22 protein-coding genes are annotated in these 26,851 nt (G+C 60.9%); 14 read left to right on the top strand and 8 right to left on the bottom strand.

Features of this window, described 5'->3' with window-relative positions:
* On the bottom strand, positions 1 to 762 hold the full coding sequence (locus ACP7AP_RS05235) for a sulfite exporter TauE/SafE family protein (protein WP_426032942.1): 762 nt from the start codon (positions 760 to 762) through the stop codon (positions 1 to 3).
* A gap of 186 nt (positions 763 to 948) precedes the next feature.
* Positions 949 to 4,431: a DNA polymerase III subunit alpha gene (gene dnaE / locus ACP7AP_RS05230; protein WP_426032940.1), complete on the bottom strand. Its 3,483-nt coding sequence runs from the start codon at positions 4,429 to 4,431 to the stop codon at positions 949 to 951.
* A gap of 452 nt (positions 4,432 to 4,883) precedes the next feature.
* On the opposite strand from dnaE, the gene xdhA reads away from it, so the two are divergent.
* The 4 genes from xdhA to ACP7AP_RS05210 all read left to right on the top strand — a co-directional run bounded on the left by xdhA (position 4,884) and on the right by ACP7AP_RS05210 (position 11,132).
* On the top strand, positions 4,884 to 6,278 hold the full coding sequence (gene xdhA, locus ACP7AP_RS05225) for a xanthine dehydrogenase small subunit (protein ID WP_426032938.1): 1,395 nt from the start codon (positions 4,884 to 4,886) through the stop codon (positions 6,276 to 6,278).
* Complete coding sequence (gene xdhB, locus ACP7AP_RS05220) at positions 6,275 to 8,614, top strand: xanthine dehydrogenase molybdopterin binding subunit (protein ID WP_426032936.1); 2,340 nt, start codon at positions 6,275 to 6,277, stop codon at positions 8,612 to 8,614. The genes xdhA and xdhB overlap by 4 nt, the downstream gene beginning before the upstream one ends.
* Positions 8,615 to 8,818: 204 nt before the next feature.
* Positions 8,819 to 9,793, top strand: a complete 975-nt coding sequence (gene xdhC, locus ACP7AP_RS05215; protein ID WP_426032934.1) for a xanthine dehydrogenase accessory protein XdhC — start codon at positions 8,819 to 8,821, stop codon at positions 9,791 to 9,793.
* A gap of 49 nt (positions 9,794 to 9,842) precedes the next feature.
* Positions 9,843 to 11,132 carry an amidohydrolase family protein gene (locus ACP7AP_RS05210; RefSeq protein WP_426032932.1) on the top strand — a complete coding sequence of 430 codons (1,290 nt, stop codon included), beginning with the start codon at positions 9,843 to 9,845 and terminating at the stop codon, positions 11,130 to 11,132.
* A gap of 93 nt (positions 11,133 to 11,225) precedes the next feature.
* Here ACP7AP_RS05210 and ACP7AP_RS05205 read toward each other — a convergent pair whose 3' ends face one another.
* Entirely contained in the window at positions 11,226 to 11,834 is a 609-nt protein-coding gene (locus tag ACP7AP_RS05205; RefSeq protein WP_426032930.1) for a TetR/AcrR family transcriptional regulator, read from the bottom strand.
* 161 nt (positions 11,835 to 11,995) lie between these two features.
* Between ACP7AP_RS05205 and ACP7AP_RS05200 the strand changes: the two genes are divergently transcribed.
* Entirely contained in the window at positions 11,996 to 12,388 is a 393-nt protein-coding gene (locus ACP7AP_RS05200) for a RidA family protein (protein WP_426032928.1), read from the top strand.
* A gap of 155 nt (positions 12,389 to 12,543) precedes the next feature.
* On the opposite strand, the gene ACP7AP_RS05195 is transcribed toward ACP7AP_RS05200, so the two are convergent.
* Positions 12,544 to 13,026, bottom strand: a complete 483-nt coding sequence (locus ACP7AP_RS05195) for a nucleoside deaminase (RefSeq protein ID WP_426032926.1) — start codon at positions 13,024 to 13,026, stop codon at positions 12,544 to 12,546.
* A gap of 472 nt (positions 13,027 to 13,498) precedes the next feature.
* Here ACP7AP_RS05195 and ACP7AP_RS05190 point away from each other — a divergent pair, with 472 nt between their 5' ends.
* The 9 genes from ACP7AP_RS05190 (at position 13,499) to ACP7AP_RS05150 (ending at position 21,912) form a co-directional block, all read left to right on the top strand.
* Positions 13,499 to 15,052 carry an ABC transporter ATP-binding protein gene (locus ACP7AP_RS05190; RefSeq protein WP_426032924.1) on the top strand — a complete coding sequence of 518 codons (1,554 nt, stop codon included), beginning with the start codon at positions 13,499 to 13,501 and terminating at the stop codon, positions 15,050 to 15,052.
* Positions 15,042 to 16,133 carry an ABC transporter permease gene (locus ACP7AP_RS05185; protein WP_426032922.1) on the top strand — a complete coding sequence of 364 codons (1,092 nt, stop codon included), beginning with the start codon at positions 15,042 to 15,044 and terminating at the stop codon, positions 16,131 to 16,133. The genes ACP7AP_RS05190 and ACP7AP_RS05185 overlap by 11 nt, the downstream gene beginning before the upstream one ends.
* The gene (locus tag ACP7AP_RS05180; RefSeq protein ID WP_426032920.1) at positions 16,130 to 17,074 is read left to right on the top strand and encodes an ABC transporter permease; all 945 of its coding nucleotides are present in this window, start codon (positions 16,130 to 16,132) and stop codon (positions 17,072 to 17,074) included. Before ACP7AP_RS05185 ends, ACP7AP_RS05180 begins: the two co-directional genes overlap by 4 nt.
* Positions 17,075 to 17,096: 22 nt before the next feature.
* Positions 17,097 to 18,179: a BMP family ABC transporter substrate-binding protein gene (locus ACP7AP_RS05175; RefSeq protein WP_426032918.1), complete on the top strand. Its 1,083-nt coding sequence runs from the start codon at positions 17,097 to 17,099 to the stop codon at positions 18,177 to 18,179.
* Between the two features lie 138 nt (positions 18,180 to 18,317).
* Positions 18,318 to 18,800, top strand: coding sequence for a VOC family protein (locus ACP7AP_RS05170; protein ID WP_426032916.1), 483 nt, complete (start codon positions 18,318 to 18,320; stop codon positions 18,798 to 18,800).
* A 198-nt stretch (positions 18,801 to 18,998) separates the two neighbouring features.
* Positions 18,999 to 20,075: an NAD(P)/FAD-dependent oxidoreductase gene (locus ACP7AP_RS05165; RefSeq protein ID WP_426032914.1), complete on the top strand. Its 1,077-nt coding sequence runs from the start codon at positions 18,999 to 19,001 to the stop codon at positions 20,073 to 20,075.
* Between the two features lie 286 nt (positions 20,076 to 20,361).
* Positions 20,362 to 21,150 (top strand): glycoside hydrolase family 25 protein, encoded by a 789-nt coding sequence (locus tag ACP7AP_RS05160; RefSeq protein WP_426032912.1) that lies wholly within the window; start codon positions 20,362 to 20,364, stop codon positions 21,148 to 21,150.
* A gap of 109 nt (positions 21,151 to 21,259) precedes the next feature.
* Positions 21,260 to 21,502, top strand: coding sequence for a hypothetical protein (locus tag ACP7AP_RS05155; RefSeq protein ID WP_426032910.1), 243 nt, complete (start codon positions 21,260 to 21,262; stop codon positions 21,500 to 21,502).
* Positions 21,499 to 21,912 carry a hypothetical protein gene (locus ACP7AP_RS05150; protein ID WP_426032908.1) on the top strand — a complete coding sequence of 138 codons (414 nt, stop codon included), beginning with the start codon at positions 21,499 to 21,501 and terminating at the stop codon, positions 21,910 to 21,912. Before ACP7AP_RS05155 ends, ACP7AP_RS05150 begins: the two co-directional genes overlap by 4 nt.
* A gap of 174 nt (positions 21,913 to 22,086) precedes the next feature.
* Here the strand turns inward: ACP7AP_RS05150 and ACP7AP_RS05145 are convergent, their stop codons facing one another.
* The 4 genes from ACP7AP_RS05145 to ACP7AP_RS05130 form a co-directional block, all read right to left on the bottom strand.
* Positions 22,087 to 24,582, bottom strand: coding sequence for a GcvT family protein (locus ACP7AP_RS05145; RefSeq protein ID WP_426032906.1), 2,496 nt, complete (start codon positions 24,580 to 24,582; stop codon positions 22,087 to 22,089).
* Between the two features lie 170 nt (positions 24,583 to 24,752).
* Positions 24,753 to 25,562 carry a metal ABC transporter permease gene (locus ACP7AP_RS05140; RefSeq protein WP_426032904.1) on the bottom strand — a complete coding sequence of 270 codons (810 nt, stop codon included), beginning with the start codon at positions 25,560 to 25,562 and terminating at the stop codon, positions 24,753 to 24,755.
* Positions 25,555 to 26,328: an ATP-binding cassette domain-containing protein gene (locus tag ACP7AP_RS05135; RefSeq protein ID WP_426032902.1), complete on the bottom strand. Its 774-nt coding sequence runs from the start codon at positions 26,326 to 26,328 to the stop codon at positions 25,555 to 25,557. Before ACP7AP_RS05135 ends, ACP7AP_RS05140 begins: the two co-directional genes overlap by 8 nt.
* Positions 26,325 to 26,840, bottom strand: coding sequence for a Fur family transcriptional regulator (locus ACP7AP_RS05130; protein WP_426032900.1), 516 nt, complete (start codon positions 26,838 to 26,840; stop codon positions 26,325 to 26,327). The genes ACP7AP_RS05135 and ACP7AP_RS05130 overlap by 4 nt, the downstream gene beginning before the upstream one ends.
* Between the last annotated feature and the right edge of the window lie 11 nt (positions 26,841 to 26,851).

Raw genomic sequence — 26,851 nt, 5'->3', positions numbered from 1 at the left:
TTACATATTCACCAATCGGTAAATCGCCACGCCCAGCGCAAACAGCCCGACCGCAATCGTCAAAGGCCTGCGCGGGGCCATCTTTGCCAGATAGCCGCCAAAAAATGCCGCAGGCAAGCCCCCCAAAGCCAGACCAAACACCGTCATCCGCACTTGGCTCCAATCGGTTTCCTCACCCCACAACCCGAAATAATACGCCACGCCCAGCGCGGTAAACACCACGAAACTGACGATAAACTCCGAGAAATTCGTCGAGCCAATCGCATAGCGCGACTCAACGCCCGAGCCCAACAGCCCGGTGTTCACAATCGGCCCCCACGATCCACCGATGCCCTCAATCACCCCGCCCGCAAAGCCAATCGCCTGAAAACGCCGGGTTTTCGCCACCTGCAGCGCGATGCCATAAAACCCGCGATAGATAATATAGCTGCCCATCAGCAGCAGATAGGCGTTGACCAGATATTGCAGCGCATGGCCCTTCAGCCCAGACAGCAACGTCGCCCCCAATATTCCGCCAATCGAGCCAAACACCGCCAGCGCCCCGACAATCCGCCAGTCAATATTGCGATGATACAGGTTGGACAGCGCCGCCGTCCCCCCCGTCGGCAGTTTCGCCGCATTGACCGAGGCCGACACCAACGGCGGCGGCACACCTTGCGCCAGCAGCACGGCGGACGAGATCACCCCAAAGCCCATGCCCAATGATCCATCAATCAACTGCGCAATAAACCCGATGAGCATGTAGTCCCAGATACTATCCATGCTGATTCCGCCCTTTAATTACGACAATTCCCGTAGATATTTACTGATTTGATCCAGCAAACAACTATTTTCTTCTCTTTTGCAGGAATTTGGCAGAGATTCGACTCTTCTGCTCACAAAAGCGTCATCATCGGCAGAGTTTCGCACCTCGGCGTTATTGGCCATCACCGGGTCTCAGGCGCGATGTCACACCTCCTCGACCATCACCACGCCCTGCATCGCCTTGATCGCGCCCTTGATTTGCGCCGTCACCGGATAGCTTTGCGGCAGGGTCAGATCAATCTCGCGGCCCTGATCATCGGGCACACACAGGGTGATCTGCGCCTTGTTGCGCCCCTCGACCTTGGCCAAAAGCAGCGCAATCGACACCGCAGCTTCGGCCCGGTTCAGATGGATGCGCAACGCCTGCGCCCCCGCCGCATCCGCCACCTGATCAATCGGCTGCACCGCATTGGCGAGCAGTTTCAACGTCTCGCCCTCCAGCTCCGCCTTCACCGTCAGCACCACATTCATCCCCGGCTCCAGCAGATCGCGCGCCGCTTCCAGCGTGTCCGAGAACACCGTGACCTCATAAAGCCCGGTCGGATCGGACAGCGACACGAAGGCAAAGCGGTTGCCCTTCGCCGATTTGCGCTCCTGCTTGCTGGCCACCGAGCCTGCAATCTTGGCAATGCACATCCCCCGCTCGGCTTTCCGCGTCACCTCGGTCAGCGTCAACACATCGCGCCGTTTCAGCGCCGACATATAATCATCCAGCGGATGCCCCGACAGATAAAACCCAATCGCCAGATGCTCTTGCGTCAACCGCTCCACCGGCAGCCAACCATCGCGGAACGCCAGACGCGGCTCGGGAATATCCGCCCCCGACTCGCCGAACAGCGACACCTGCGAAGACGATTGCGCCTCATGGATCGCCGCCGAATAGGCCACCAGCGCATCCAAAGCCTCAAACACCCGCGCCCGGTTGCCATCCAGAACGTCAAACGCCCCCGCCCGCGCCAACATTTCCAGTGGCCGCTTGCCGACCCGCTTCATATCCACCCTGCGCGCGAAATCGAACAAGGTCGCAAACGGCCTCAAACCCCGCGCCGTCACAATCAGCCCCATCGCCTCGGGCCCCACGCCTTTCAACGCGCCCAAAGCATAAACCACCGCGCCATCGCGCACCGTAAACGTCGCCAAAGACGCATTGACACAAGGCGCAATCGTCTTGATGCCCAATTTGCCGACTTCGCGCTTATAAACCGCTAGCTTGTCGGTCAGATGAATATCGCAATTCATCACCCCGGCCATGAACTCGACCGGATGGTTCGCCTTCAACCAAGCGGTTTGATAGCTGACCACCGCATAAGCCGCCGCGTGCGATTTGTTGAACCCATAGTTGGCGAATTTCTCCAGAAGGTCGAACACCTCCCCGGCCTTTTTCACATCGACATTATGGGTCCTCTTCGCGCCCTCAACGAACTTGGGCCGCTCCTTCGCCATCTCCTCGGCGATCTTTTTTCCCATCGCCCGGCGCAGCAAATCAGCCCCGCCCAAAGAATACCCCGCCATCACCTGAGCGATCTGCATGACCTGCTCTTGGTAAACAATAATCCCTTGGGTCTCGGCCAGAATATGGTCAATCGTCGGATGGATCGACTCCAAGTCTTTCAGCCCGTTCTTCACCTCGCAGTAGGTCGGGATATTCTCCATCGGGCCGGGCCGATACAACGCCACCAAGGCCACGATATCCTCGATGCAAGTCGGCTTCATCCGCCGCAACGCATCCATCATGCCGCTGGATTCCACCTGAAACACCGCAACCGTCTTCGCCGCCGCATACAATTCATACGACGCCACATCATCCAGCGGGATCAGCCCGATGTCATTCTCCGCCCCCAGTTTCGCCTCATACAGCACGCGGCCATCAGCCGACTGATTCAGCGCCCGCCCGCCATCGTTGATCTGATCAATCGCGTTCTGGATCACCGTCAGCGTTTTCAACCCGAGAAAGTCGAACTTCACCAACCCGGCCTGCTCGACCCATTTCATATTGAACTGCGTCGCAGGCATGTCCGATTTCGGGTCTTGATACAGCGGCACCAACTCATCCAGCGGCCGATCGCCGATCACAACCCCGGCGGCATGGGTCGAGGCGTTGCGATACAGCCCCTCAATCTGCGCGCCATAATCCAACAGCCGCGCCACGACCTCCTCTTTCGCCGCTTCCCGCAGCCGAGGTTCATCCGCCAGCGCCTTAGTGATTGAAACCGGCTTCACCCCCTCCACCGGAATCATCTTCGACAAGCGGTCCACCTGCCCATAAGACATTTGCAACACCCGCCCGACATCGCGCACCGCCGCTTTCGACAGCAAAGCGCCAAAGGTGATGATCTGCCCGACCTTATCGCGGCCATACTTCTGTTGAACGTATTGAATAACCTCGCCCCGGCGATCCATGCAAAAGTCGATGTCAAAGTCGGGCATCGATACCCGCTCCGGGTTCAAAAACCGCTCAAACAGCAAAGCATAGCGCAAAGGGTCCAGATCGGTGATCGTCAGCGCATAAGCCACCAGTGATCCAGCCCCCGACCCCCGCCCCGGCCCGACCGGAATCCCCTTTTTCTTCGCCCAACCGATAAAATCCGCAACGATCAGGAAATAGCCCGGAAATCCCATCTTTTCGATGATTCCCAGCTCGAAATCCAGCCGCGCCTGATAGTCTTCCAGCGAAACCGCATGCGGAATAATCGCCAACCGCGCCTGCAACCCCGCATTGGCCTGACGCCTTAACTCATTGACCTCATCATCCGCAAACTTCGGCAGGATCGGGTTGCGCTTGAACGCCGCAAACGCACAACGCTTTGCTATCTCAACCGTATTTTCCACCGCCTCCGGCAGATCGGCGAACAGAGTCACCATCTCGGCCTCGGTTTTGAAATAATGCTGCGGCGTCAACCTGCGCCGAGGCTGCTGCTGATCGACATAAGCCCCCTCGGCAATGCAGATCAGCGCATCATGCGCCTCATACATCGTCGCCGCCGGGAAATAGACATCATTGGTCGCGACCAGCGGCAGATCCAACTCATACGCCGTTTCAATAAACCAGCGCTCCGTCGCAGCCTCTGCCTCGGTCAACCGCCCACCCTCGCCCGGATGCCGCTGCAACTCCACATAAAGCCGCCCCGGATAAGCCGCCGCCAACCGCTCCAACAACACCCGCGCTTTCGGCAGCTGCGCCGTCTGCACCAACCGCCCCAGCGGCCCATCCGCCCCCCCGGTCAAACAGATCAGCCCCGCCGCATACTTCTCCAACTCGGCAACCGTCACCTCCGGCAAAGCCCCGCCCTTGTCGATATAAAGACAAGAGTTCAGCTTCATCAGGTTCATATACCCCGCTTCATTCTGCGCCAGCAGCACGACCGAGGCCGAGGCCCGCAACTTCTCCCCCGCCACTCCCGGATCATAGGCGACGGAAACCTGACACCCCACAATCGGCTGCACCCCGGCGTCCCGCGCGTAAACCGAAAACTCCAGTGCCGCGAACATGTTGTTGCTGTCGGTGACCGCCACCGCAGGCATCTCATGCTTGGCGCAAAGTTTCAAAAGCGCCTTCACAGGCACCGCCCCCTCCAACAGCGAGTGTTCGGTATGGGTACGCAGATGGATGAATCGAGGTGCTGACATGGCGGCAGCCTAACCAGTTGCGACACTGGGCGAAAGGTGGATGGTGCACTGCAAGGCGGTGGGGCTTGGAATGACCCCAAAGCTACCCCTCGCCCCTGCGCAGGCCGGGCCTCGTGATTTCAGATCCGCCCACTTTCCACACAAGTGGCGATCCCTTGCGCGCACCTTAGTCGTAGGGTGGGTTTCCAACCCACCTCCCGCCAATCCTTAACAAATCCTTAAACTCACCACCCCAACCACTTGATATAAAACAAACAAATTTGGCCCCGAGTTGGGACCACCCCGCCATACCCACCAATTCCCAGAAACTCCTTTCGCAAAACCCATCAATCTATCGCTTGCACAACACCCCAGTCCAAGGCTTCATAGACCAAACGGCAGCACCCCCGCTTTACGCCGCATCGGGCGGGCGCGCGACATGTCCCTTGATACAGACCGCGGCAGGATGAACCATGACTGACACAGCGTTTCTCTTGAACGGAACGCCGGTGCGCATATCAGGCGGCAGCCCGACGCGCACCCTGCTGGAATACCTGCGCGAAGACCAATCGCTCTGCGGCACCAAAGAGGGCTGCAATGAGGGCGATTGCGGTGCCTGCACCGTCATGGTCACCGACGCAAACGGCCCCAAAGCCCTCAACGCCTGCATATTATTCCTGCCGCAACTCCACGGCAAAGCCGTCCGCACCGTCGAAGGCATCTGCGGCCCGAACGGCGAACTCCACCCCGTGCAAGCCGAGATGATCGCCCACCACGGCAGCCAATGCGGCTTCTGCACCCCCGGCTTCATCGCCTCGATGGCCACCGCCCACACCCTGCAACGCACCGACCACGACACCACCCTCGCCGGAAACCTCTGCCGCTGCACCGGCTACGCCCCGATCATCCGCGCCGCCATTGCAGCCGAAACCGCGAAGGTCCCCGACTGGATGAAGACCGACCAGCACAACCTGCCGGGCGCGGTGGGGACGGGGGAGGCGCATAGCCTCCCCGGCGCTTTCCGCCCGACAAACTCCGACGATCTCGCCGACTGGTATCAACAAAACCCCAATGCCACCCTGATCGCCGGGGCTACCGATGTCGGCCTCTGGGTCACCAAACAACTGCGCGATCTCGGCCAAATCGCCTTCCTGAACGCCGTCACCGACCTGCAACAGATCGAGCACTCCTCCGGCCAACTGCATATCGGTGCCGCCGTCACCATCACCCAACTGCGCGAGGCTCTAGTCCCGCTGCATCCCTCTTTCGCCGAAATGCTGCGCCGCTACGCCTCGGAACAAGTCCGCAACGCCGCTACCATCGGCGGCAACATCGCCAATGGCTCGCCCATCGGTGACGCCCCCCCCGCCCTGATCGCGCTGGGTGCCACTCTGCACCTGCGCAAAGGCCACGACCTGCGCTCCATCGCGCTGGAGAATTTCTTCATTGAATACCGCAAACAAGATCGCCACCCCGGCGAGTTCGTTGCCGGAATAACCATCCCCTCAACCGCACCAAACTTGCGCTGCTACAAACTGACCAAACGTTTTGATCAAGACATCTCCGCCGTGCTTGGCTGCTTCAACCTCACCACCGACAACGGTCAAATCACCCAAGCCCGCATCGCCTTCGGCGGCATGGCAGGCATCCCCAAACGCACCACCCATGTCGAAGCGGCCATCCTGAACCAACCCTTCACCCTGCAAACCCTGCAAGCCGCACTCCCGGCCTTCGAGCAAGACTTCCAACCCCTCACCGACATGCGCGCCTCCTCGACCTACCGCCTCACCACCGCGCAAAACCTGTTGATCCGCTACTTCCACGACATGAACGGCACCGCCACAAACGTCTTGGAGGTCTCCCTATGACCATCGGCAAACCCCTCCCGCACGACTCTGCCCCCCTGCATGTCACTGGCCAAGCCCGCTATCTCGACGACATCCCGCTGCCTGCGGGCACAATGCACGCCGCTTTCGGCCTGTCCACCTGCGCCCACGGCACCATCACCGCCATCGACCTCTCCGCCGTCAAAGCCGCCCCCGGCGTGATCAAAACCTACGCGAGCGCTGACTTCACCGAGATGCCCGATTGCTCGCCCTCCACCCATGACGAACCCCTGCTCGCCACAGATAAAGTCCATTACATCGGCCAACCCATTTTCCTCGTCATCGCCGACACCCACCTCAACGCCCGCAAAGCCGCCCGCCTCGGGACAATCACCTACGCCGAACTCCCCGCGCTGCTGACCGTCGATGACGCCCTGAAAGCCAATTCCCGGTTTGAGGCAGGCCCGATCATCTGGACAAAAGGCGACGCCGCCAAAGCCATCGCCACCGCCCCCCAAATCATCGAAGGCACGATGGAAGTCGGCGGCCAAGAACATTTCTACCTAGAAGGCCAGATCGCCGCCGCGATCCCGCAAGAAGACGGCATCCACATCTATTCCTCCACCCAACACCCCACCGAGATTCAACACAAAGCCGCCCACGCCCTCCACCTGCCAATGTCCGCTGTCCGCGTTGAAACCCGCCGCATGGGTGGCGGCTTCGGCGGCAAGGAATCCCAAGGCAACGCCCTCGCCATCGCCTGCGCCATCGCCGCCCGTGATCTGAACAAACCCTGCAAAATGCGCTACGACCGCGACGACGACATGATGATCACCGGCAAACGCCACGATCTGCGCATCAGCTACCGCGCTGGCATCGACGCCGCAGGCCGCATCTTGGGGATAGATTTCACCCATCTGATCCGCTGTGGCTGGGCGCAAGACCTGTCGCTCGCCGTCGCCGACCGTGCCATGCTGCACGCCGACAACTGCTACCATCTGCCCGATATTCGTATTGAGTCGCATCGCCTGAAAACCAACACCCAATCCGCCACCGCCTACCGTGGCTTCGGCGGCCCGCAAGGCATCATCGGCATCGAGCGCGTCATCGACCACATCGCCCACAGCCTGCGCAAAGACCCCAACGCGATCCGCAAACTCAACTACTACCGCGCCGCTGAACCCACAGGCCCCGGCACCGGCCACCGCGTAGGCTCCACCTATTCCCCCGCCAATTCCGCCCCCCAAACCACCCCCTATTTCATGGAGGTCGAGGACTTCATCGGCCAAGACATCACCGACGCCTTAGAGAAATCGAGCAATTACCAAACCCGCCGCGCCGAAATCACCGCATGGAACAGCACAAACCCAATCTTGAAACGCGGCATCGCCTTCACCCCGGTCAAATTCGGCATCTCCTTCACCCTTACTTGGCTGAACCAAGCCGGGGCCCTCGTGCATGTCTACCAAGACGGCTCGATCCACCTCAACCACGGCGGCACCGAGATGGGTCAGGGCCTGAACCAAAAGGTAGCCCAAGTGGCAGCTTCGGTGTTCGGCGTTGACACCGCTCAGATCAAAATCACCGCCACCGACACCGCCAAAGTCCCCAATACCTCCGCCACCGCCGCCTCGTCCGGGGCCGATATGAACGGTATGGCCGCACAAAACGCCTGCGAAATCATCCGCGCCCGCATGGCCGATTTTCTCGCCGACAAACTCGGCACCCACCCCAACGAAATCCGGTTTGAGCATGGGACGGTGCGCGCAGGTGGAGAAACCTACCCCTTCGCCCAAATCGCCGCATGGGCTTACCAAGCCCGGATTTCCCTCAGCTCGACAGGCTTCTACGCCACCCCCAAAATCAACTGGGACCGCGTCAAAGGCAAAGGCCGCCCATTCCTGTATTTCGCTTACGGAGCCGCCATCACCGAGGTCGTGATCGACACCCTCACCGGCGAAAACCGCATCCTGCGCACCGACATCCTGCACGACGCCGGAACCTCGCTGAACCCCGCGTTAGACATCGGCCAGGTTGAGGGCGCCTATGTCCAAGGCGCGGGCTGGCTGACCACCGAGGAATTGGTCTGGAACGCCAAAGGCGCGCTCACCACCCATGCCCCCAGCACCTACAAAATCCCCGCCTGCTCGGATCGTCCCCCCATCTTCAACGTCGCCCTCTGGGACAGGCCCAACCGCGAAAACACCGTCGGCAAATCCAAAGCCGTCGGCGAGCCGCCGTTCAACCTTGGCATCTCCGCCTTCCTCGCCCTCTCCGACGCCATAGCCGCCACCGGAGACGGCAGCCGCTACCCAAGCTTGGACGCCCCCGCCACCCCCGAGCGCATCCTGACCGCCGTGCAAGGCCAACGCCGATGACCCACCCGATTACCCGCCCGCAGCCGATTTTTGAGAAAAATCGTGGCCCCGGCTTGCACAGGTCTCGCCAAGCCGCGCTGTTGCAAAACTCAGCCCGACATGACACTGCCACCCTGCCACAGCCGTGCCACCGCGCGAAACCAATAACCGCAAGCCACAGCCCGACCCCGTTGGCGGCGGCACTCTGCTGCCACCAGCCCCGCCATGTTTGACCTCACCCAACTCATCCAAACCGTCACCCAACACGGCCCCACCGCCCGCATCGTTATCGCCGCCCACCAAGGCTCCTCACCCCGCGAAACCGGGGCCTCCATGCTGGTTTGGACCACTGGCCAATCCGGCACCATCGGCGGCGGCGCGCTAGAGCATCAAGCCACCGAACACGCCCGCACCCTGCTGGCCACAAATCAAAAATCCATCACCCGCAATGCCCTTGGCCCAAAACTCGGCCAATGCTGCGGCGGCGCTGTCACCCTGTTCACCGAAGTGTTCACCGCCGAAACCCTCCCCGAACCCACCCCGCTGATCGCCCGCCCCACCACCAACCAACCGATGCCGCTCGCCGTCAAACGCCTGCTGGCATCCGCCCGCAACCAAGTCGCACTCCCCGCCCCGCACCTGCTGCAAGGCTGGATGATCGAGCCCCTCGCTAAACCCCAACGCCAAATCTGGATCTGGGGCGCAGGCCACGTCGGTCGCGCGCTTGTCCACACCCTGTCGCCGCTCCCTGACCTCCAGATCACTTGGATCGACACCGCCCCCACCCGCTTCCCCGACGCCATCCCCGAAAACACCACCGCCCTGCCCGCCCTAAACCCTGCCCACGCCACCGAACTCGCCCCACAAAACGCCGAGCACCTGATCCTCACCTATTCACACGCCCTCGACCTAGAGCTCTGCCACCGACTGCTGCTGCACGGCTTCCAATCGCTGGGCCTGATCGGATCACAAACCAAATGGGCGCGCTTCCAATCCCGCCTGCGCGCCCTCGGCCATACCCCCCAAATCATCGCCAAAATCACCTGCCCGATCGGTGACCCAAGCCTTGGCAAACACCCAAATAGCATCGCCATCGGCGTCGCCGCCCACCTGCTGCGCCCCGCAGAGGCGGGTGCCCGCAGCCTGACCACCCGCAGACTGACCACCCGCAGACTGACCACCCGCAGCCGCACCGCTTGACGCCAATGCGAAAACCCCCAACCCTGCCGCAAACCTTCAAAGGGCGACCATGTTCGATCTGATCCTAAGAAACGCCAACCTCCCCGATGGCCGCACTGGCCAAGACATCGCCATCTTGGCCAACAAAATCGCCGAAATCGCCCCCCATATCCAAGCCAGCGCCCAAGAAGAAATCGACGCCACTGGCCGCCTCGCCTCCCCGCCCTTCGTCGACCCGCATTTCCACATGGACGCCACCCTCTCGCTTGGCCTGCCAAGAATGAACCGCTCTGGCACCCTCCTGGAAGGCATCGCACTCTGGGGCGAACTCCGCCCCACCCTCACCGTGGACGCGCTGGTAGACCGCGCTTTGCGCTACTGCGACCTCGCCGTCACCCAAGGCCTGCTGGCGATCCGCACCCATGTGGACACCTCTGACCCCAAACTCACCACCGTACAGGCGATGCTAGATGTCAAACGCCGCGTTGCCCCCTATATCGAGCTGCAACTGGTCGCCTTCCCGCAAGACGGCTACTACCGCGCCCCCGAAGGCGTCAAATCCCTCACCCGAGCCCTCGATATGGGCGTCGATATCGTCGGCGGCATCCCGCACTTCGAGCGCACCATGGCCGAAGGCCAAGCCAGCGTCGAAGCCCTCTGCCGCCTCGCCGCCGAACGTGGCCTGCCCGTTGATATGCACTGTGATGAGACGGATGATCCCAACTCCCGCCACGTCGAAACCCTCGCCCAGCAAACCATCCGCTATGGCCTGCAAGGCCGGGTCGCGGGCTCGCACCTGACCTCGATGCATTCGATGGACAATTACTACGTCTCAAAACTGATCCCGCTGATTGCGGAAAGCGGCATGAACGTGATCCCCAATCCCTTGATCAACATCATGCTGCAGGGCCGCCACGACAGCTATCCCAAGCGACGCGGCATGACCCGGGTGCCCGACTTAATGGCAGCTGGCATCAACGTCTCGTTCGGCCATGATTGTGTGATGGACCCGTGGTACGCGATGGGCTCGGGCGATATGCTGGAGGTTGGCCATATGGCGATCCATTCGGCGCAAATGGGCAGCCTTGAGGATAAAACCAAAATCTTCAACGCCCTGACCATCAACTCCGCCAAAACCATGGGCCTGCAAAACTACGGGCTGGAAAAAGGCCGCAACGCCGATCTGATCCTGCTGCAAGCCCGCGACCCCGCCGAGGCCCTGCGCCTGAAAGCCACCAAACTTCTGGTGATCAAAGCGGGCAAAATCATCGCCCGAACCCCGGCGCGTGTCGGTGCTTTGTTCCTAGAAGGTCGTCCGTCTGACATTGACCCCGCGATTGGCTTCGCGCCAGATTACTAGCGCCGCGCTTGCCCTAATGGAGAAGCCTCCGGCGGGAGTATTTCAAAAAGAGCAAGCGCTTCAGGATTGCTCTTTTCTAAATACTCAATCCTACTATGATGTCGGATCACGCCGCGCAGCCAAAAAACCGCTCAACAGACAGGTCAGCGCCTCAATAGCCTTAGGCAAAATCACCTCCGGTTGCGGGCTGGCAGCCACCCACAAAGCGGCGTTCAACGCAGCGCCATTGATCAAGCGCGCGGCAGCCTCAACATCAATCGGCTTCACAATGCCTTCCGCTTGCAGCAGAACAATCTTCTGCCGCGTCGCCGCAAGACACGCATTCTGGCTGGGCCATTGCGATGGATCGCCCAGAAATGCCGGCCCATCCAACAACACGATCCGTTGGATTTCAGGGTCCAGCGCCAACTGGATATAGGCAACACCCTCTGCCACCAATCCTTCCCACAAAGACGCGGCATCCACCGCCGCCGCCTGCGCCCGCTGCGCCATTTCACCGTCAACTTGCGCCACGACCGCAGCCAACAACCCCTTCTTGTCGCCAAAGTTATGATAGAGCGCGCCGCGCGTCAGGCCAGCTCCGGCGGTCAACTCATCCATTGACGCGGCCGCAAAACCATTTTCGGCAAAGGCCTTGCGCCCCGCCGCGATCAACTTTGCCCGGGTTTCTTCCATCATTTCGATGCGACGTTTCGCGGCCATTTCACCCTCATTCACATACGTGACGTATCTGTATTGACATACGAGCCGTATACAAGATAAATAACATACGCTCCGTATATAAGATCGAAGCCAGGATGTGTAGCGGCTTCTGTCAGCGGTTTTCTACCCAGCGCCCGAACCAAACCCAAAAGGATTTCCAAATGACACAGCGCAGCGCCGTCTTCCCGGCCAACCGCCACGCGCTTTACGAAGCGCATGGCTATTCCGCAGCAATACGCTCGGGCGATCTTTTGTTCGTCTCGGGCCAAGTCGGCAGTCGCGCCGACGGCAGCCCAGATCCAGACTTTGAGTCGCAAGTCCGGCTGGCCTTTGCCAATCTGGCCGCCACACTGGCCGCCGCCGGCTGCACATTCGACGATATCGTCGATTTGACCAGTTTCCACACCGACCCCGAAACCCAGTTCGCAACCATCATGCAGGTGAAAGCCGAAATCTTCGCATCCGCGCCCTATCCAAATTGGACCGCCCTCGGGGTGACCTGGCTCGCGGGTTTCGACTTTGAAATCAAGGTGATCGCGCGTATTCCCGATTAAATTCAGGCGCGTAACACCCTGCGCAGTTCAGGCCTACCCCTTCTGATCCGAAGGGAGGGGTGAGCCTTGCTGGCAGCAACGCATCGGGTGCGGTCCGCAGCGCAGACGCCGATTTATGTTGCATAAATCGTGACGATTTATGGCTGCATAAATCGCTACCCCCAAACCCCGACATGCACCAAAGCCGCTTCCTCCTCCAACATCGGCCCGATCACCTCTACCTGCCGCTGCCCCGCCGCAAACACCACCCGGCACGGCAAATCCAGCGTCGGATTCTCCGGGTGGTTGCCGGTAATCTCTTTCAACTGATGCTCTGACATCCCATACACAACACGGCGCAGTCCGGTCCAATAAATCGCCCCCGCACACATCGCGCAGGGCTCGGCCGAGGTGTAAATCGTACACTCTCGCAGCAATTCCACAGGCAGCGAAGTCGAGGCCCGCGTCATCAAAACCCGCTCGGCATGGCCCGTCATATCGTGATCCGGCATGAAGGCATTGTGCTGCACCATCAGCACCGCGCCATCCGGCCCGACCAAAATCGAGGCAAACGGATGCACTCCCGCCAGCTTGGCCTTCTCCGACTCTGCAATCGCCAGTCGCAACAGCGCCACATGATCCAGTGCTTCCCCCGCCATCGCCCACTCCTGTTCTGGCAAATCCTCCACCCAGACTCGCCGCGATAGCCGGCGCTTTCAAGACAAGTTTCGCATCCATTCCGCAGCAAAATTAAGCAAGTGTTTTGAGTTTTGCCTGATAACGCATCACAGCCGATAGAAGGCACAGCCTGCCCCAGCGCGCCGCCTCAGGCTAACATACTCATAAAATTATACTTTTCTCAAACTCTTCCCTGTCACAATTCCACCCCAGCCGCAGACGCGGCGCTTGCGACCTGAAAGCCATCCGGTTTAACCTGCATCAACCGATTTGCGCAAAAACCGGGCATCTGCTGCCACCTGAAAACCGCTCCGCCCGCCCGCTTTCAACAAAAACCACGGCCATTACCCACGGAAACCTTGAAAGTCTTTCAACCCCATTCCGCATAGCCACGCCGCCACCCGACAGTGTCCACTACGCCACCGCCTCACACCCCGAAGGACCAAGCGCCCGATGCAAACGCCGCCCCGCCTCGATCTTTCGGGCATCACCAAACGCTTCCCCGGCGTGCTTGCCAATGATCAGGTCAGCTTTGCGGTGCAACCCGGCGAAATCCACGCGCTGCTGGGCGAGAACGGCGCGGGAAAATCCACCCTCGTCAAAATGATCTACGGCATCATGCAGCCCGACGCCGGAGAAATCCACTGGAACGGCCAGCGCATCAGCATCGCCAACCCCAAAGCCGCCCGCAAACTCGGCATCGGCATGGTGTTCCAGCATTTCTCGCTGTTTGAGGCGATGACGGTGCTGGAAAACATCGCGCTTGGCATGGATGCCAAAATCCCCGCCCGCGATCTTGAGGCGAAAATCATCGCTGTGATGCAGCAATATGGGCTGAAATTAGAGCCGCATCGCATCGTCTCCACCCTCTCGGTCGGTGAGCGGCAACGCATTGAGATCGTCCGTGCCCTGCTGCTCAACCCCAACCTGTTGATCATGGATGAGCCCACCTCGGTGCTGACCCCGCAAGAGGTCGAACACCTGTTCGTCGTCTTGCGGCAACTTGCCAAGGAAGGCTGCTCGATCTTATACATCTCCCATAAACTTCATGAAATCAAAGCCCTGTGTGACAACGCCACCATCCTGCGCGGCGGCAAATTGGTGGATACCTGCGATCCGTCGCAGGAAACCTCGCGCTCGATGGCAGAGAAAATGATCGGCGGCAGCTTGAAAGACATCCAGCGCGGCGAGGGCCGCGCCTTGGGAACCGCCAAGCTGACCGTGCAGGGCCTGAACATCCCGAAAGACGGCCCCTTCGGCATAGCGCTGAAAGACATCAGCTTCTCGGTCAAAGCGGGCGAGATTTTCGGTATCGCGGGTGTCGCGGGCAATGGCCAGAACGCCCTGCTGCTCGCCCTTTCCGGTGAAACTCCGTCGCAAAACCCCGACGCCATCCAGATCGACGGCAGCAAAATCGCGGCCCTCACCGCCAAACAGCGCCGCCTTGCAGGCATGGCCAGCGTCCCCGAGGAACGCAACGGCCACGCCGCCGTGCCCGATTTCAGCCTGTCCGACAACGCCATCCTCACCGCGCGCGACCGCATGGGCATGGTGTCGGGCGGCATGGTCAACGCCCGTTCCGCGCGGACCTACGCAGGCGAGGTGATCGCCGCCTTCTCGGTCAAAGCCACCGGCCCCGCTGCGATGGCCGACTCACTCTCGGGCGGCAATCTGCAAAAATTCATCATGGGCCGCGAGATCATGCAAAAACCTCAGGTTCTGGTGGTCAGCCAACCGACATGGGGCGTCGATGCGGGGGCCGCCGCCGCGATCCATCAGGCCTTGGTAGACCTCGCCGCCACCGGATCGGCCATCGTTGTCATCAGCCAGGACCTGGATGAGCTGCTGTCCCTCTGCGACACCCTTGCCGTGATCAACGAAGGCCGCCTCTCAAAACCCATGCCCGTCCCCGGTGCCAATATCGAGGAAATCGGCCTGCTCATGGGCGGCATCCACGGCGATCCACAGTCGGGCGAACATAACGCGGAGCTTGCCCATGCGTCTTAAGCTGGAAAAACGCCCCGCCCCCAGCACCTTCATGCTGATCGCCACCCCCATCGCCTCGGTCCTGTTAACCATGCTGATCGGCGTCATCGTGTTCGACGCCATCGGCATCGACGGCCAGCGCGCCGTGGTCGATATTTTCCTGACCCCGATCCTCGCCAGCTACAAATGGCAGGATGTGGCGGTGAAAGCCGCCCCGCTGATCATCATCGCATTAGGCCTATCCATCGGAAATCGCGCGCAAATCTGGAACATCGGCGCCGAAGGCCAATATGTGCTCGGCGCACTTTGTGCCGCAGGCGTCGGCCTCGCCGCTGGCCCCGATGCCCATAGCGCCACCCTGATATTAATGATCCTTTCAGGCATCATCGGCGGGGCCGCTTGGGCCGCCATCCCGGCGCTGCTGAAAACCCGCTGGGACGTCAACGAAATCTTAACCTCCTTGATGCTCACCTACGTCTCGTTCCAAGTCTTGGGCTTCCTCGTCGGCGGCCCTTGGCAAGACCCGAACGGTCGCAACTTCCCAGCCACAGCACCCCTGCCCGATGGCCTCACCCTGCCGATCCTGTTCCCCGGCTCCACCGTACACCTTGGCGTCGCCGTGGCCCTGATCCTGCCCTTCGTATTCTGGCTGCTGATGTCCAAATCCGTGTTCGGCTTTCAAATCCGAGTCGTAGGCTCCGCCCCGCACGCCGCCCGCCACGGCGGCTTTGACGCCAAACAGACCATCTGGCTGGCCCTGCTGATCGGTGGCGGCATGGCTGGCCTTGCAGGCGCCTTAGAATTCACCGGCAGCCTGAAAGCCATCAACCTCGGCTTCCCCTCCGGCTACGGCTTTACCGCCATCATCGTCGCCTTCCTCGGCCGCCTCAATCCCATCGGCTGCCTGATCGCGGGCGTGGTCCTCGCCATCACCTATGTCGGCGGTCAAGTCGCCCAAACCACCGTCCACATCCCGAATTCCACCGCTGGCATCTTCCAGGCGATGATGCTGTTCTTCATCCTCGCCTCAGATATCCTGATCCGCTACCGCGTCCGCTTCATCCCCAAAAAATCCGCCAATTCAACGGAAGCGCGCGCATGAGCCCGGAATTCATCATCGCCTCGATTGTCACCATCGTCGGCCTCACCACCCCGATCCTGCTGGCAGGCTTGGGCGAACTCATCACCGAAAAATCGGGTGTGCTGAACCTCGGGGTTGAGGGCATGATGCTGATGGGGGCAATCTCGGGCTTCGTCATCACCGCGCTGACCTTCAACCCGTGGCTTGGCGCGATCGGAGCAGCCGCAGGCGGCGCGCTGTCGTCGATGCTGTTCGCCGTCCTCGTGCTGCAACTCAACTCCAATCAGGTCGCCACCGGTCTTGCGCTGTCGATCTTCGGCACCGGTCTGTCCTCGCTGATCGGCGTGTCTTTCACTGGGCGCATTGTGCCGCAGTTTGGCTCGATCTTCCCCGACGTTCTGGCGAAAGACCCGATCTGGAAGCTGTTCTTCGGCTACTCCCCCCTCGTCTATTTCGCCCTTGTCATGGTCCCGCTCACCGCATGGTTCCTGAAATCCACCCGCGCCGGCCTGATCCTGCGCGCGGTCGGCGAGAATGATCATTCCGCCCATTCCATCGGCTATTCCGTCACCGCAGTGCGCTACGCCGCCATCGGCTTCGGTGGTGCTATGGCAGGCATCGGCGGCGCTTATTTCAGCATGGTGATCACCCCGATGTGGGCCGAGAAAATGACCGCCGGGCGCGGCTGGATCGCCCTCGCGCTGGTGGTGTTCGCCGGATGGCGCACCGGGCGGCTCTTGGCCGGAGCCTACTTCTTCGGCTTCCTGATGTGGCTGGAACTCTTCGCCAAGGCCAATGGCTTTGGCAACAGCCTGCCGTTTGTCCAAGCGATACCCTCGCAATTCTGGGCGGCTATGCCATACGTTATGACAGTGGTGGCGCTGACCCTGATTTCGTCCCGTGGCAATGTCGGGGCCTCTGCCCCCGCCTGCCTCGGAAAGCCTTTCCTGCCCTCTACCTAAAAACACCAACTGGGAGACTAAAATGACGACACTCAACCGTCGCAGCCTGATGAAAGCCGTGGGTGCTGCTGCCACGCTTTCACTGACGGGCACCATGGCGCACGCCGCCGACAAGGTTAAAATCGGCTTCATCTTTCTCGGCCCGATCGGCGACTATGGCTGGACCTGGGCGCACAACAAGGGGCGCGAGGCGATTGACGCAGCCCTCGGCGATAAGGTCGAGACGCTTTATGTCGAAAACGTCGCCGAAGACGCCAGCGCCATCCCGCTGATCCGCGATCTGGCCAACCAAGGCTGCAAGCTGATCTTCACCTGTTCTTACGGCTATATGGACCAAACTTTGGCCGTCGCAGCCGAATTCCCCGATGTGAAGTTTGAACATTGCACCGGCTTCAAGCGCACCGATAACGTGGCCACCTACAATTCCAAATTCCACGAAGGCCGCGCCGTTCTGGGCACCATCGCAGGCAAAATGTCGAAATCCGGCACTCTGGGCTATCTCGGCTCCTACAAGGTCCCTGAAGTAGTCTTGGGCGTCAACGCCTTCGCCCTTGCCGCGCAAAAGCAAAACCCGGCTGCGACCGTCAAACTGGTGCTGATCGACAGCTGGTTCGACCCACCGAAAGAAGCCGCCGCTACTGAGACTCTGATCAACCTCGGCTGCGATATCGTCACCACCCACACCGACAGCCCCGGCCCGCTGCAAATTCTTGAGCAAAAAGGCCTGTTCGGCTTTGGTCAGGGCGCCGATATGTCCGCCTTCGCGCCCACCGCGCATCTTACCGCCATCGAAGACATCTGGGGGCCCTATTACGTCGCCCGCGCCCAAGCGATTGTGGACGGCACCTGGACCTCGACCGACACTTGGGATGGCATGAAAGAGGGCACCGTGGTGATCGCGCCCTACAATGCCTCGGTTCCCGCAGATGTGGTGGCCTTGGCTGACGCCGTGCAGGCAGGCTACAAAGACGGCAGCTATGACATTTTCACCGGCCCGATTTTCGACCAGGACGGGGTTGAGAAGGTCAAAGCGGGTGAGATCATGACGCTGGAACAACTCGCCACCATAGATTGGTTCGTCAAAGGCGTCGAAAGCGCGTCCTAAGCGGTTCGATCTAAACCACTAAGCCAATCCTTGCCCATAAATCAGGCCCGCGCACCCAGCGCGGGCCTTTTGCTTGCCTTGGCCTCGATCCGGTGAAAAACTACCTTGAATTCAATGCAAACCGAAAAGGCGATCCCCATGGCCAAAGCCGCAAAAAACACCATCTGCATCTGGTATGACAAAGACGCCGAAGCCGCCGCGAACTTCTACGCCAGCATCTTCCCCGATACGTCCGTCCACGCGGTCTTCCACGCCCCCGGCGACTACCCCTCCGGCCACAAGGGCGATGTCCTCACCGTCGATTTCACCGTCTGCGGCGTGCGCTGCATCGGGTTGAACGGCGGTCCTGCGTTCAAACACACCGAGGCGTTTTCCATGCAGATCGCCACCGATGATCAGGAAGAAACCGACCGCTACTGGAACGCCATTGTAGGCAATGGCGGCCAGACCAGCGAATGTGGCTGGTGCCGCGATAAATGGGGCATCAACTGGCAAATCACCCCCCGCACCCTGACCGACGCCTTGACCGCAGGCGGCGGCGAAGCCGCCCGCGCCTTCGCCGCCATGATGACGATGCAGAAAATCGACGTCGCCAAAATCGACGCCGCAAGGCGCGGCTGACCAACACGTGACAGGCTGAAAACCCACTAAACTTTATCTTAAATTTTTCATCTGTTCCTAAATATGCCACGGGGGTCCGGGGGTGTGAAACCCCCGGCACCAGCCCCAAACGCACGCAGTGTCAGCATAAAATCACACCTCCCCCCTTGCATTCCGCCCAACCATACCAACCAATCGCGCAAAACCACGGGGGCAGACATGCAGACAGATTTCCTGATCATCGGCGGCGGCATCGCAGGCGTCTCGGCAGCCGCCCGCCTGTCGGAACACGGCAACGTCACCCTGCTGGAAGCCGAATCCAACCTCGCCCACCACGCCTCGGGCCGCTCAGCAGCCCTCTATGAACCCCGCTACGGCCTCGCGCCAGTGGTTGAACTCTCCATTGCCTCAGGCGATTTCTTTCGCGCGCAGCCCAACGTGCTCTCGCCGCGTGGCATCATGATCTTGGGTCGCCCCGGCGAAGACGCCACATTCGAGCATGACATCGCCGACATGCACCTTCCCGAAATCACTTTTGAGCAGGCCCGCGCCATCGTGCCGATCCTCAACCCCGCAACCGTCACCCGCGCCGCCCTAGCCTCACACGCATGGGACATCGACACCGACCTGTTGCTGCAAAATTTCGCCCGCGAAGCCCGCGCCAATGGTGCCGAATTCCACCTCAACGCCCGCGCCACGGCCATCGCCAGAACCACCCAAGGCTGGCGCGTCACCACCGCCAACAGCGAATATGAAGCCACCATCCTGATCAACGCCTCCGGCGCTTGGGTTGACCAAACAGCAGCAATGGCTGGCATCAAACCCCTGGGCTTCCAACCCAACCGCCGCTCGATGGCACGCATCCCCGCCCCCGGCGGCCATGATGTCACCCACTGGCCGATGATGTTCGGCTGTGGCGAGACGTGGTATGCCAAGCCCGACGCCGGAGCCCTCATCGTCTCGCCCGCCGAGGAACACCCGATGGAGCCGCACGACGCTTGGGCCGACGATATGGTGCTGGCCGAGGGCCTTGCCCGCTACGAAGAATTTGTCACCGAACCCGTCACCAAACTGCTGTCAAACTGGGCAGGCCTGCGCACCTTCTCGCCCGACCGTGTGCTGGTGATCGGCCCCGACGCCCATGACCCCACATTCTTCTGGCTCGCGGGGCAAGGCGGCTACGGCTTTCAATCCAGCCCTGCCGCCAGTCAACTGGCATCCGACCTGATCACCGCAACACCGCCAAGCGCAAGCCCCACCCTGATCGCCGCACTGTCGCCCGCGCGCTTCGGCTAACCCCTGATTGGTTTGGTCTGGCGCAAAGAAATCGCAGCGCGCCAGACCTGTCGCATCAAATATTAAGGTCACTTCAACGATGGCGCGGCTCGGACCCACAACATGTTGTGAAAAACCCCGCTAAAATGAGTCAAAACCACAAGTCATTCCCAGCGGGGAATTTTACGCCGCCGTCAAACGCCTGTGCGTCAAACCAAATGCACTCGGTTCCAAAGCAGGGGGGAATTTCGCCTACGCCGCTATTTCCCCCACTGACAAACACCGCAGGCTCTGGCATTTTGGCGCGATGCATCGCGCCCTCACCCTCGCCCTGATCCTCACCCTCGCCGCCTGCGGCGGTCGCCGTGAAACCCACGAATCGACCGCTTCGCACACAGCGACCCCCAACCGCGCCAATTTCGGCGATGCCCATCCGCAAGATTTCGGCTCGACAGCCCCACAAGACCACCGGATCCACGGCATTGATGTCTCCAAATTCCAAACAACCGTCGATTGGCAAACCGCGCAAGCCAACGGCGTCAGCTTTGCCTTCATCAAAGCGACCGAGGGCGGCGACCAAGCCGACCCGCTGTTTGATCAACACTGGCGCGGCGCCGCCCGCGCAGGCATCCCGCGCGGCGCGTACCATTTCTTCTACCACTGCCGCCCCGCCATCGAACAAGCCCGCTGGTTCATCGCTCATGTCCCCCGCACGGCCGGGGCGCTCCCGCCAGTGCTGGATATGGAATGGACCCCAACCTCGCCGACCTGCCGCATCCGCAACAGCCCAGACCATATCCGCTCCGAAGCACAAATCTTCATCCGCGCCCTGCAAGCGCATTACGGCCAGCGCCCCATCGTCTACACTGCCATCGACTTCTTCGAAGACAACCAGATGTGGAAAGTCCAAGGTGCCGATTTCTGGCTGCGCTCGGTCGCAGCCCACCCGCGCGACCTCTACGCAGGCCAAAGCTGGACGTTCTGGCAATACAGCGGCACAGGCCAGGTTCCCGGCATCGCCGGCAAAGTCGATCTGAACGCCTTCGCAGGCAACGCCCGCGACTGGAACGCATGGTTGGCGGCCAACCAACGCTAACACCCTACGGAATTCCATACCCACCACAGACTCGCCCTAAAGGCGATTATCGGCTAGCCTGTCGAAGCGCTGCATATTTCAAGCGCATCCCGTTTTTCAGGAGGTTCGCATGACCCGTTTTGTGGTTGATCCGGGCGATATTGCCCTGTCGAAAGAAACGCAGGCCGCCATCAGTGGCGACATGCAAAAGCTGGTGCTCGGCCATCTGGCCGGTATCCACTACGACCAACCCTTCGTGACCAAATTCCCCCGCGATTGGTGGGGCCTCGTCGCCCGGCATGATTTCGACATGCTGTTTGACGCGGAAAAGCAACTCAACCGCGCCTTTGTCACCGCAAGGGCCGCATTATGAGTGTCGCGGGCGGTGATCCCCCCACCGCCCGCGCCAGCCACACCTGCCCCAGCGCCCCCGCCACTGCGGGCGCTGGTCTGCTTGGCGTGCTCGGCCCGGACGGAAAAATCCACAACCTGCGCACCCCGATGACGGTGGATGCAGATTTCCTGAACGCCGCGAAAACCGCAGGCCCACCCGAGGCCCGCATGCGCTTCACCGGCACCTGCCAAACCTCCGGCTGCGCGCAATGGACAGGCAGCCGCTGCGGCGTCATCGACCGCGCCATGGCCGCCCTGCAAGCCCACGCAACCCCCGACCTGCCGCCCTGCACCATCCGCGCCACCTGCCGCTGGTTCGCACAATCCGGCCCGAAAGCCTGCCCCACCTGCGCGCTGATCGTCACCGATACAAGGTTAGCGGCGGAGTAAAAGACCGCAAATCCCAATAGTTTGACTAAAATTTGCGCTCCGGCCCCCGAATTTCATCTGTTCTTAAATATCCCACGGGGGTCCGGGGGTGTGAAACCCCCGGCTTACGGCCAGCCACAAAACCGAAAGGGCGGCAGGATCACTCCCACCACCCTTCTTGAACCAATTGATGTTTCAGCCATCCACCCTGATCCGCGCATTGCTCGGATCAAACGGGCTATCCTCAACCACCACACAATCCCACAATTCTCGGTTCATCCGAACCTTCAGCTTGGTGCCAACTTCCGCCAGATCGGGCCGCACATAACCCATGCCGATTTGCTTGCCGAACGCCACCGAATAACCGCCCGAGGTCAGACGCCCAATCTTCACCCCGTCCAGCAACAGCGCTTCCTTGCCCCAAGGATCAGTATCGCTCGGCCCATCAATCAACAAAGTGCAGCATTTGGAGCGTATCCCCACATCCAGCATCGCCTGCTTGCCTTGGAAATCCTTCTTCAGATCAACAAACCGATCCAAAGCCGCCTCCAGCGGCGTCGCATCGCGCCCCAACTCGTTGCCAAACGCCCGATACGATTTCTCCTGCCGGAGCCAGTTCTGCGCCCGCGCGCCGACCAGCTTCAACCCATGCTTCTCGCCCGCCTTGAGCAGCAAATCCCAAAGATAGCGCTGCATCTCGATCGGATGGTGCAATTCCCAACCCAATTCGCCAGTATAAGCCACCCGGATCGCATTGACCGGACACATGCCCAACTCGATCCGCCGCGCCGACAACCACGGGAAGCGCTTGTTCGACAAAGCCGTCGCCGGGTTCTCGTCCTTGATCAGTTCCGCCAAAATCGCGCGCGCCTTTGGCCCCGCAATCGCGAACACCCCCCACTGAGTCGTCACGTCATGGATCTCGATATAGCCAAACTCCGGCGCTTTATCCTCGGCACACTTCCGCAAGAAATCGGCGTCATACGCCGTCCAAGCCCCGGCGCTGACCAGATAATAATCATCCTCGCCATTGCGCACGATGGTATATTCCGTCCGCGTCGTCCCCGCAGGGGTCAACGCATAGGTCAGGTTAATGCGGCCAACCTTCGGCAAAGCGTTGCAGGTGAACCAGTCAAGGAACGCCGTCGCCCCCGGCCCTTTCACCACATGCTTGGTAAACGCTGTCGCATCAATCAGACCCGCGGTTTCGCGAATCGCCTTGGCTTCCTCGACCGCATATTGCCACCAAGCCCCACGCCGGAACGACCGCGATTTGTGGTCAAAATCCTCCGACGCATTCAAAGGCCCGTAATAAATCGGCCGCTCCCAGCCATTCACTTGCCCGAACTGCGCGCCCAACGCCTTCTGGCGATCATAGACCGGGGCGGTGCGCAGCGGACGGCACGCCTCGCGCTCCTCATCCGGGTGGTGCAAAACGAACACGTGGTCGTAACATTCCTCATTCTTCCGCGCCGCATATTCGGTGGTGATCCACGAGCCATACCGGCGCGGGTCCAAGCTGGCCATGTCGATCTCAGCCTCGCCATTCACCATCATCTGCGCCAGATAATAGCCCGTACCGCCCGCCGCCGTGATGCCAAACGAGAAGCCTTCCGCTATCCACATATTCCGCAGCCCCGGCACCGGGCCAACCAGCGGGTTGCCATCCGGCGTGTAGCAGATCGGGCCGTTGAAATCGTCTTTCAACCCAACCACTTCCGACGACGGCAAGCGGTGGATCATCGCCATATACTCGGCCTCGATCCGCTCTAGGTCCAGCGGGAACAGATCGGCACGGAAGCTATCGGGCACCGAATACTCAAACCGCGCAGGGGCACCTTTTTCATATGGCCCCAAAATCCAGCCGCCGCGTTCTTCGCGCACATACCACTTCGCATCGGCATCGCGCAGAACCGGGTGTTCCGGGTTGGTCTTGCGATATTCCACCAACATCGGGTCAGGCTCGGTCACGATGAACTGATGCTCGACCGGAATCGCCGGAATTTTGATCCCCAACAACCGCGCCGTGCGCTGCGCATGGTTGCCGGTGGCCGTCACCACATGTTCAGCCCGGATTTCAAACGTGTCATCCGAGGCCACCAGATTGCCGCCCTGCTCGACCATCCGGGTGCAGGACACGATCCACTCAGCACCTGTCCACTTATACCCGTCCACCTGAACCTTGCGCTCAATGGCCACGCCGTGCTGCCGCGCGCCCTTGGCCATCGCCTGCGTCACATCCGCCGGGTTAATATAGCCGTCCTGCGGGTGATACAGCGCCCCAACAAGATCATCGGTGCGCAGCAGCGGCCAACGCTCTTTCATCTGCGCAGGGGTCATAAACTCATGATAAACCCCCGCCGTCTCGGCCACCGATGAATAGAGCATATACTCGTCCATCCGCTCCTGATTCTGCGCCATCCGCAGGTTGCCCACCACAGCAAACCCAGCATTCAGCCCGGTTTCCGCCTCCAGCGACTTATAAAAATCCACCGAATACTTATGAATATGCGTCGTCGCATAGCCCATGTTGAACAGGGGCAGCAGACCTGCGGCGTGCCAAGTGGACCCCGACGTCAGCTCATCGCGCTCCACCAGCATGGTATCCCACCCGGCCTTTGCCAGATGATAGGCAATGCCATTGCCGACCGCACCACCGCCCACAACCAGCGCCTTGACATGAGTCTTCATCGAGTCTCTCCGAATGGAATTTGCACCATATGTGCCGCAAGCCGCGCCGCACGGGCAAGGCCAGCCGACACATGACGGATAAAAACGACATAGGTGTCAAAAAGCGGCATTTTCCCGTGGGGCCACCAGACCGATTTTTGAGAAAAATCGTGGCCCGGATTTCTCGTCGCCTACGAGCGACGCATCCGGCCAAACACCGCCGCCAGCGTGAAAATCACCGCCGCGGCACTCACAATCGACGGCCCCGCAGGCGTGTCCTGCCAAAGCGACAACCGCAGCCCGATCAGACAGGCCAGCGCCCCAAACCCGGTCGCATAAGCCGCCATCGACTCCGGCGTGCGCGCCAGCCCCCGCGCCGCTGCCGCAGGAATAATCAGCATCGCCGCGATCAACAGCGCCCCCACGATCTTCAGCGCCACCGCCACCACCAGCGCCAAAGCCAGCGTCAAAACCAACCGCTCACGGTCGGGGTTCAGCCCCGAGGCATGGGCGAGATCCTCATTCAGCGTCGCCGTCAACAATGCCTGCCAGCGCCAGATCAGTAGACAAACCACCAGCAAAGACCCGGCCCAGATAAAGCCCAGATCAGCCTTGGACACCGCCAGAATATCGCCAAACAGATAGGTTGATAAATCCGCCCGCACCCCCGGCACATAGGAAATTGCCACCAGACCGAAGGCCAATGCCGAATGTGCCAGCACGCCAAGCGTCGTATCCATCGCCCAACCCCGCGCCGCCAAGGTAGACACCGTCGCCGCCATCGCCAACGCCACCAGCAGCGTGCCCAGCCCAATCGGCAGCTGCAAGGCCAGCGCCAAAGCCACGCCGAGGATCGCCGCATGGCTGGTGGCGTCACCAAAATACGCCATCCGCCGCCACACCACAAATGACCCGAGCGGCCCGGTCGCCAGCGAAAGCCCTAAACCCGCCAAAACCGCCCGCATCAGAAAATCATTCAGTCCCAGCAGGTTATCAAGCATGATTATGCCCATGATGCGGGTCAGACGGCGCGCGGCCGTGTGCGTCAACCAAATCCGGCTCGTGGCTGTGATCGTGTTGATGCTGATACAGCGCCAACGCCCCCTGCGATCCCAGCCCAAACAAAGCCCGATACTCCGGCGCGTTCGACACCACCACGGGCGAGCCCTGACAACAGATATGGCCGTTCAGACAGATCACCCGATCCGACGCCGCCATCACCACATGCAGATCGTGGCTGACCATCAAGATCGCCGCCCCGGTCTCGCGCCGGACCTCCTCGATCAACCGATAAAACCCCGCCTCACCGGGCTGATCCAACCCTTGAGTCGGCTCGTCCAAAATCAGCAGTTGCGGCGCAGACAACAAAGCCCGCGCCAACAGCACCCGCTGAAACTGCCCGCCCGACAGCCCCACCATTTGCCGCGCCTCAAGCCCCGGCAATCCAACCCGCGCCAGCGCCGCCGTCGCCTCAACATCCCCCACCCGCAGCGGCAGCGATAAAAACCGCCGCACCGTCATCGGCATCGAACGATCAATGCTCAGCTTCTGCGGCACATAGCCCAGCCGCAGCCCCGCAACCCGCGTCACAACCCCCGAAGCCAACGGCAAAATCCCCAACAACGCCCGCAAAAGCGTGGACTTACCCGAGCCATTCGGCCCCAGAATCGTCACGATCTCGCCAGCCTCAATCGCCAAAGACACATCCGACAGCACGGCCTCGCCACCAAATCGCACCGTAATACCTTGCGCTGCAAGCAGGCTCATGCCGCCACCTGACAGCTTGGGCACAGGCCAAGCGCCTCGATGGTAGAGCGTTCAATCACAAACCCGCTCTGCCCAGCCGCCACTTGCAACGCCGCCATAACCGGCGCGGCTGGGGCCTCCGCCACCACATTACAGCCCCGGCAAATCAGGAAAGCAGGCGCATGCGCTTCACCCGGATGCATACAGGCGGTAAAGGCGTTCAAGCGGCGGATACGATGCGCAAGCCCTTGTTCCTCAAGAAAATCCAACGCGCGGTAGGCCACCGGCGGTTGATTGCCAAAGCCCTCGGCGGCCAACCGCGTCAGCACATCATAGGCCCCCAAAGCCCGATGCTCCTCCAGCAAAATCTCCAAAACCCTACGGCGCACCGGGGTCAAGCGCAGGCCCTTCTCGGCCACCAAAGCCTCAGCCCGCGCCAGCGCATCCGAAGCGCAATGCGCGTGGTCATGCGCCGCAAAGGCCAGATCCGGCACCTCGCAGCCGGGGCAAGCGTCAGAATGAAGATGCGCCATACGGCCCCCTT

The organism is Cypionkella sp. TWP1-2-1b2, assembly GCF_049896245.1.
Taxonomy (GTDB): Bacteria; Pseudomonadota; Alphaproteobacteria; order Rhodobacterales; family Rhodobacteraceae; genus Cypionkella.
This window is presented reverse-complemented; position numbering and strand designations above follow the sequence as displayed.

Bases quoted from the DNA above. Each gene is read 5' to 3' on its own strand.
- ACP7AP_RS05235 (WP_426032942.1), bottom strand. From the start codon at position 762: ATGGATAGTATCTGGGACTACATGCTCATCGGGTTTATTGCGCAGTTG.
- dnaE (WP_426032940.1), bottom strand. From the start codon at position 4,431: ATGTCAGCACCTCGATTCATCCATCTGCGTACCCATACCGAACACTCG.
- xdhA (WP_426032938.1), top strand. From the start codon at position 4,884: ATGACTGACACAGCGTTTCTCTTGAACGGAACGCCGGTGCGCATATCA.
- xdhB (WP_426032936.1), top strand. From the start codon at position 6,275: ATGACCATCGGCAAACCCCTCCCGCACGACTCTGCCCCCCTGCATGTC.
- xdhC (WP_426032934.1), top strand. From the start codon at position 8,819: ATGTTTGACCTCACCCAACTCATCCAAACCGTCACCCAACACGGCCCC.
- ACP7AP_RS05210 (WP_426032932.1), top strand. From the start codon at position 9,843: ATGTTCGATCTGATCCTAAGAAACGCCAACCTCCCCGATGGCCGCACT.
- ACP7AP_RS05205 (WP_426032930.1), bottom strand. From the start codon at position 11,834: ATGGCCGCGAAACGTCGCATCGAAATGATGGAAGAAACCCGGGCAAAG.
- ACP7AP_RS05200 (WP_426032928.1), top strand. From the start codon at position 11,996: ATGACACAGCGCAGCGCCGTCTTCCCGGCCAACCGCCACGCGCTTTAC.
- ACP7AP_RS05195 (WP_426032926.1), bottom strand. From the start codon at position 13,026: ATGGCGGGGGAAGCACTGGATCATGTGGCGCTGTTGCGACTGGCGATT.
- ACP7AP_RS05190 (WP_426032924.1), top strand. From the start codon at position 13,499: ATGCAAACGCCGCCCCGCCTCGATCTTTCGGGCATCACCAAACGCTTC.
- ACP7AP_RS05185 (WP_426032922.1), top strand. From the start codon at position 15,042: ATGCGTCTTAAGCTGGAAAAACGCCCCGCCCCCAGCACCTTCATGCTG.
- ACP7AP_RS05180 (WP_426032920.1), top strand. From the start codon at position 16,130: ATGAGCCCGGAATTCATCATCGCCTCGATTGTCACCATCGTCGGCCTC.
- ACP7AP_RS05175 (WP_426032918.1), top strand. From the start codon at position 17,097: ATGACGACACTCAACCGTCGCAGCCTGATGAAAGCCGTGGGTGCTGCT.
- ACP7AP_RS05170 (WP_426032916.1), top strand. From the start codon at position 18,318: ATGGCCAAAGCCGCAAAAAACACCATCTGCATCTGGTATGACAAAGAC.
- ACP7AP_RS05165 (WP_426032914.1), top strand. From the start codon at position 18,999: ATGCAGACAGATTTCCTGATCATCGGCGGCGGCATCGCAGGCGTCTCG.
- ACP7AP_RS05160 (WP_426032912.1), top strand. From the start codon at position 20,362: ATGCATCGCGCCCTCACCCTCGCCCTGATCCTCACCCTCGCCGCCTGC.
- ACP7AP_RS05155 (WP_426032910.1), top strand. From the start codon at position 21,260: ATGACCCGTTTTGTGGTTGATCCGGGCGATATTGCCCTGTCGAAAGAA.
- ACP7AP_RS05150 (WP_426032908.1), top strand. From the start codon at position 21,499: ATGAGTGTCGCGGGCGGTGATCCCCCCACCGCCCGCGCCAGCCACACC.
- ACP7AP_RS05145 (WP_426032906.1), bottom strand. From the start codon at position 24,582: ATGAAGACTCATGTCAAGGCGCTGGTTGTGGGCGGTGGTGCGGTCGGC.
- ACP7AP_RS05140 (WP_426032904.1), bottom strand. From the start codon at position 25,562: ATGCTTGATAACCTGCTGGGACTGAATGATTTTCTGATGCGGGCGGTT.
- ACP7AP_RS05135 (WP_426032902.1), bottom strand. From the start codon at position 26,328: ATGAGCCTGCTTGCAGCGCAAGGTATTACGGTGCGATTTGGTGGCGAG.
- ACP7AP_RS05130 (WP_426032900.1), bottom strand. From the start codon at position 26,840: ATGGCGCATCTTCATTCTGACGCTTGCCCCGGCTGCGAGGTGCCGGAT.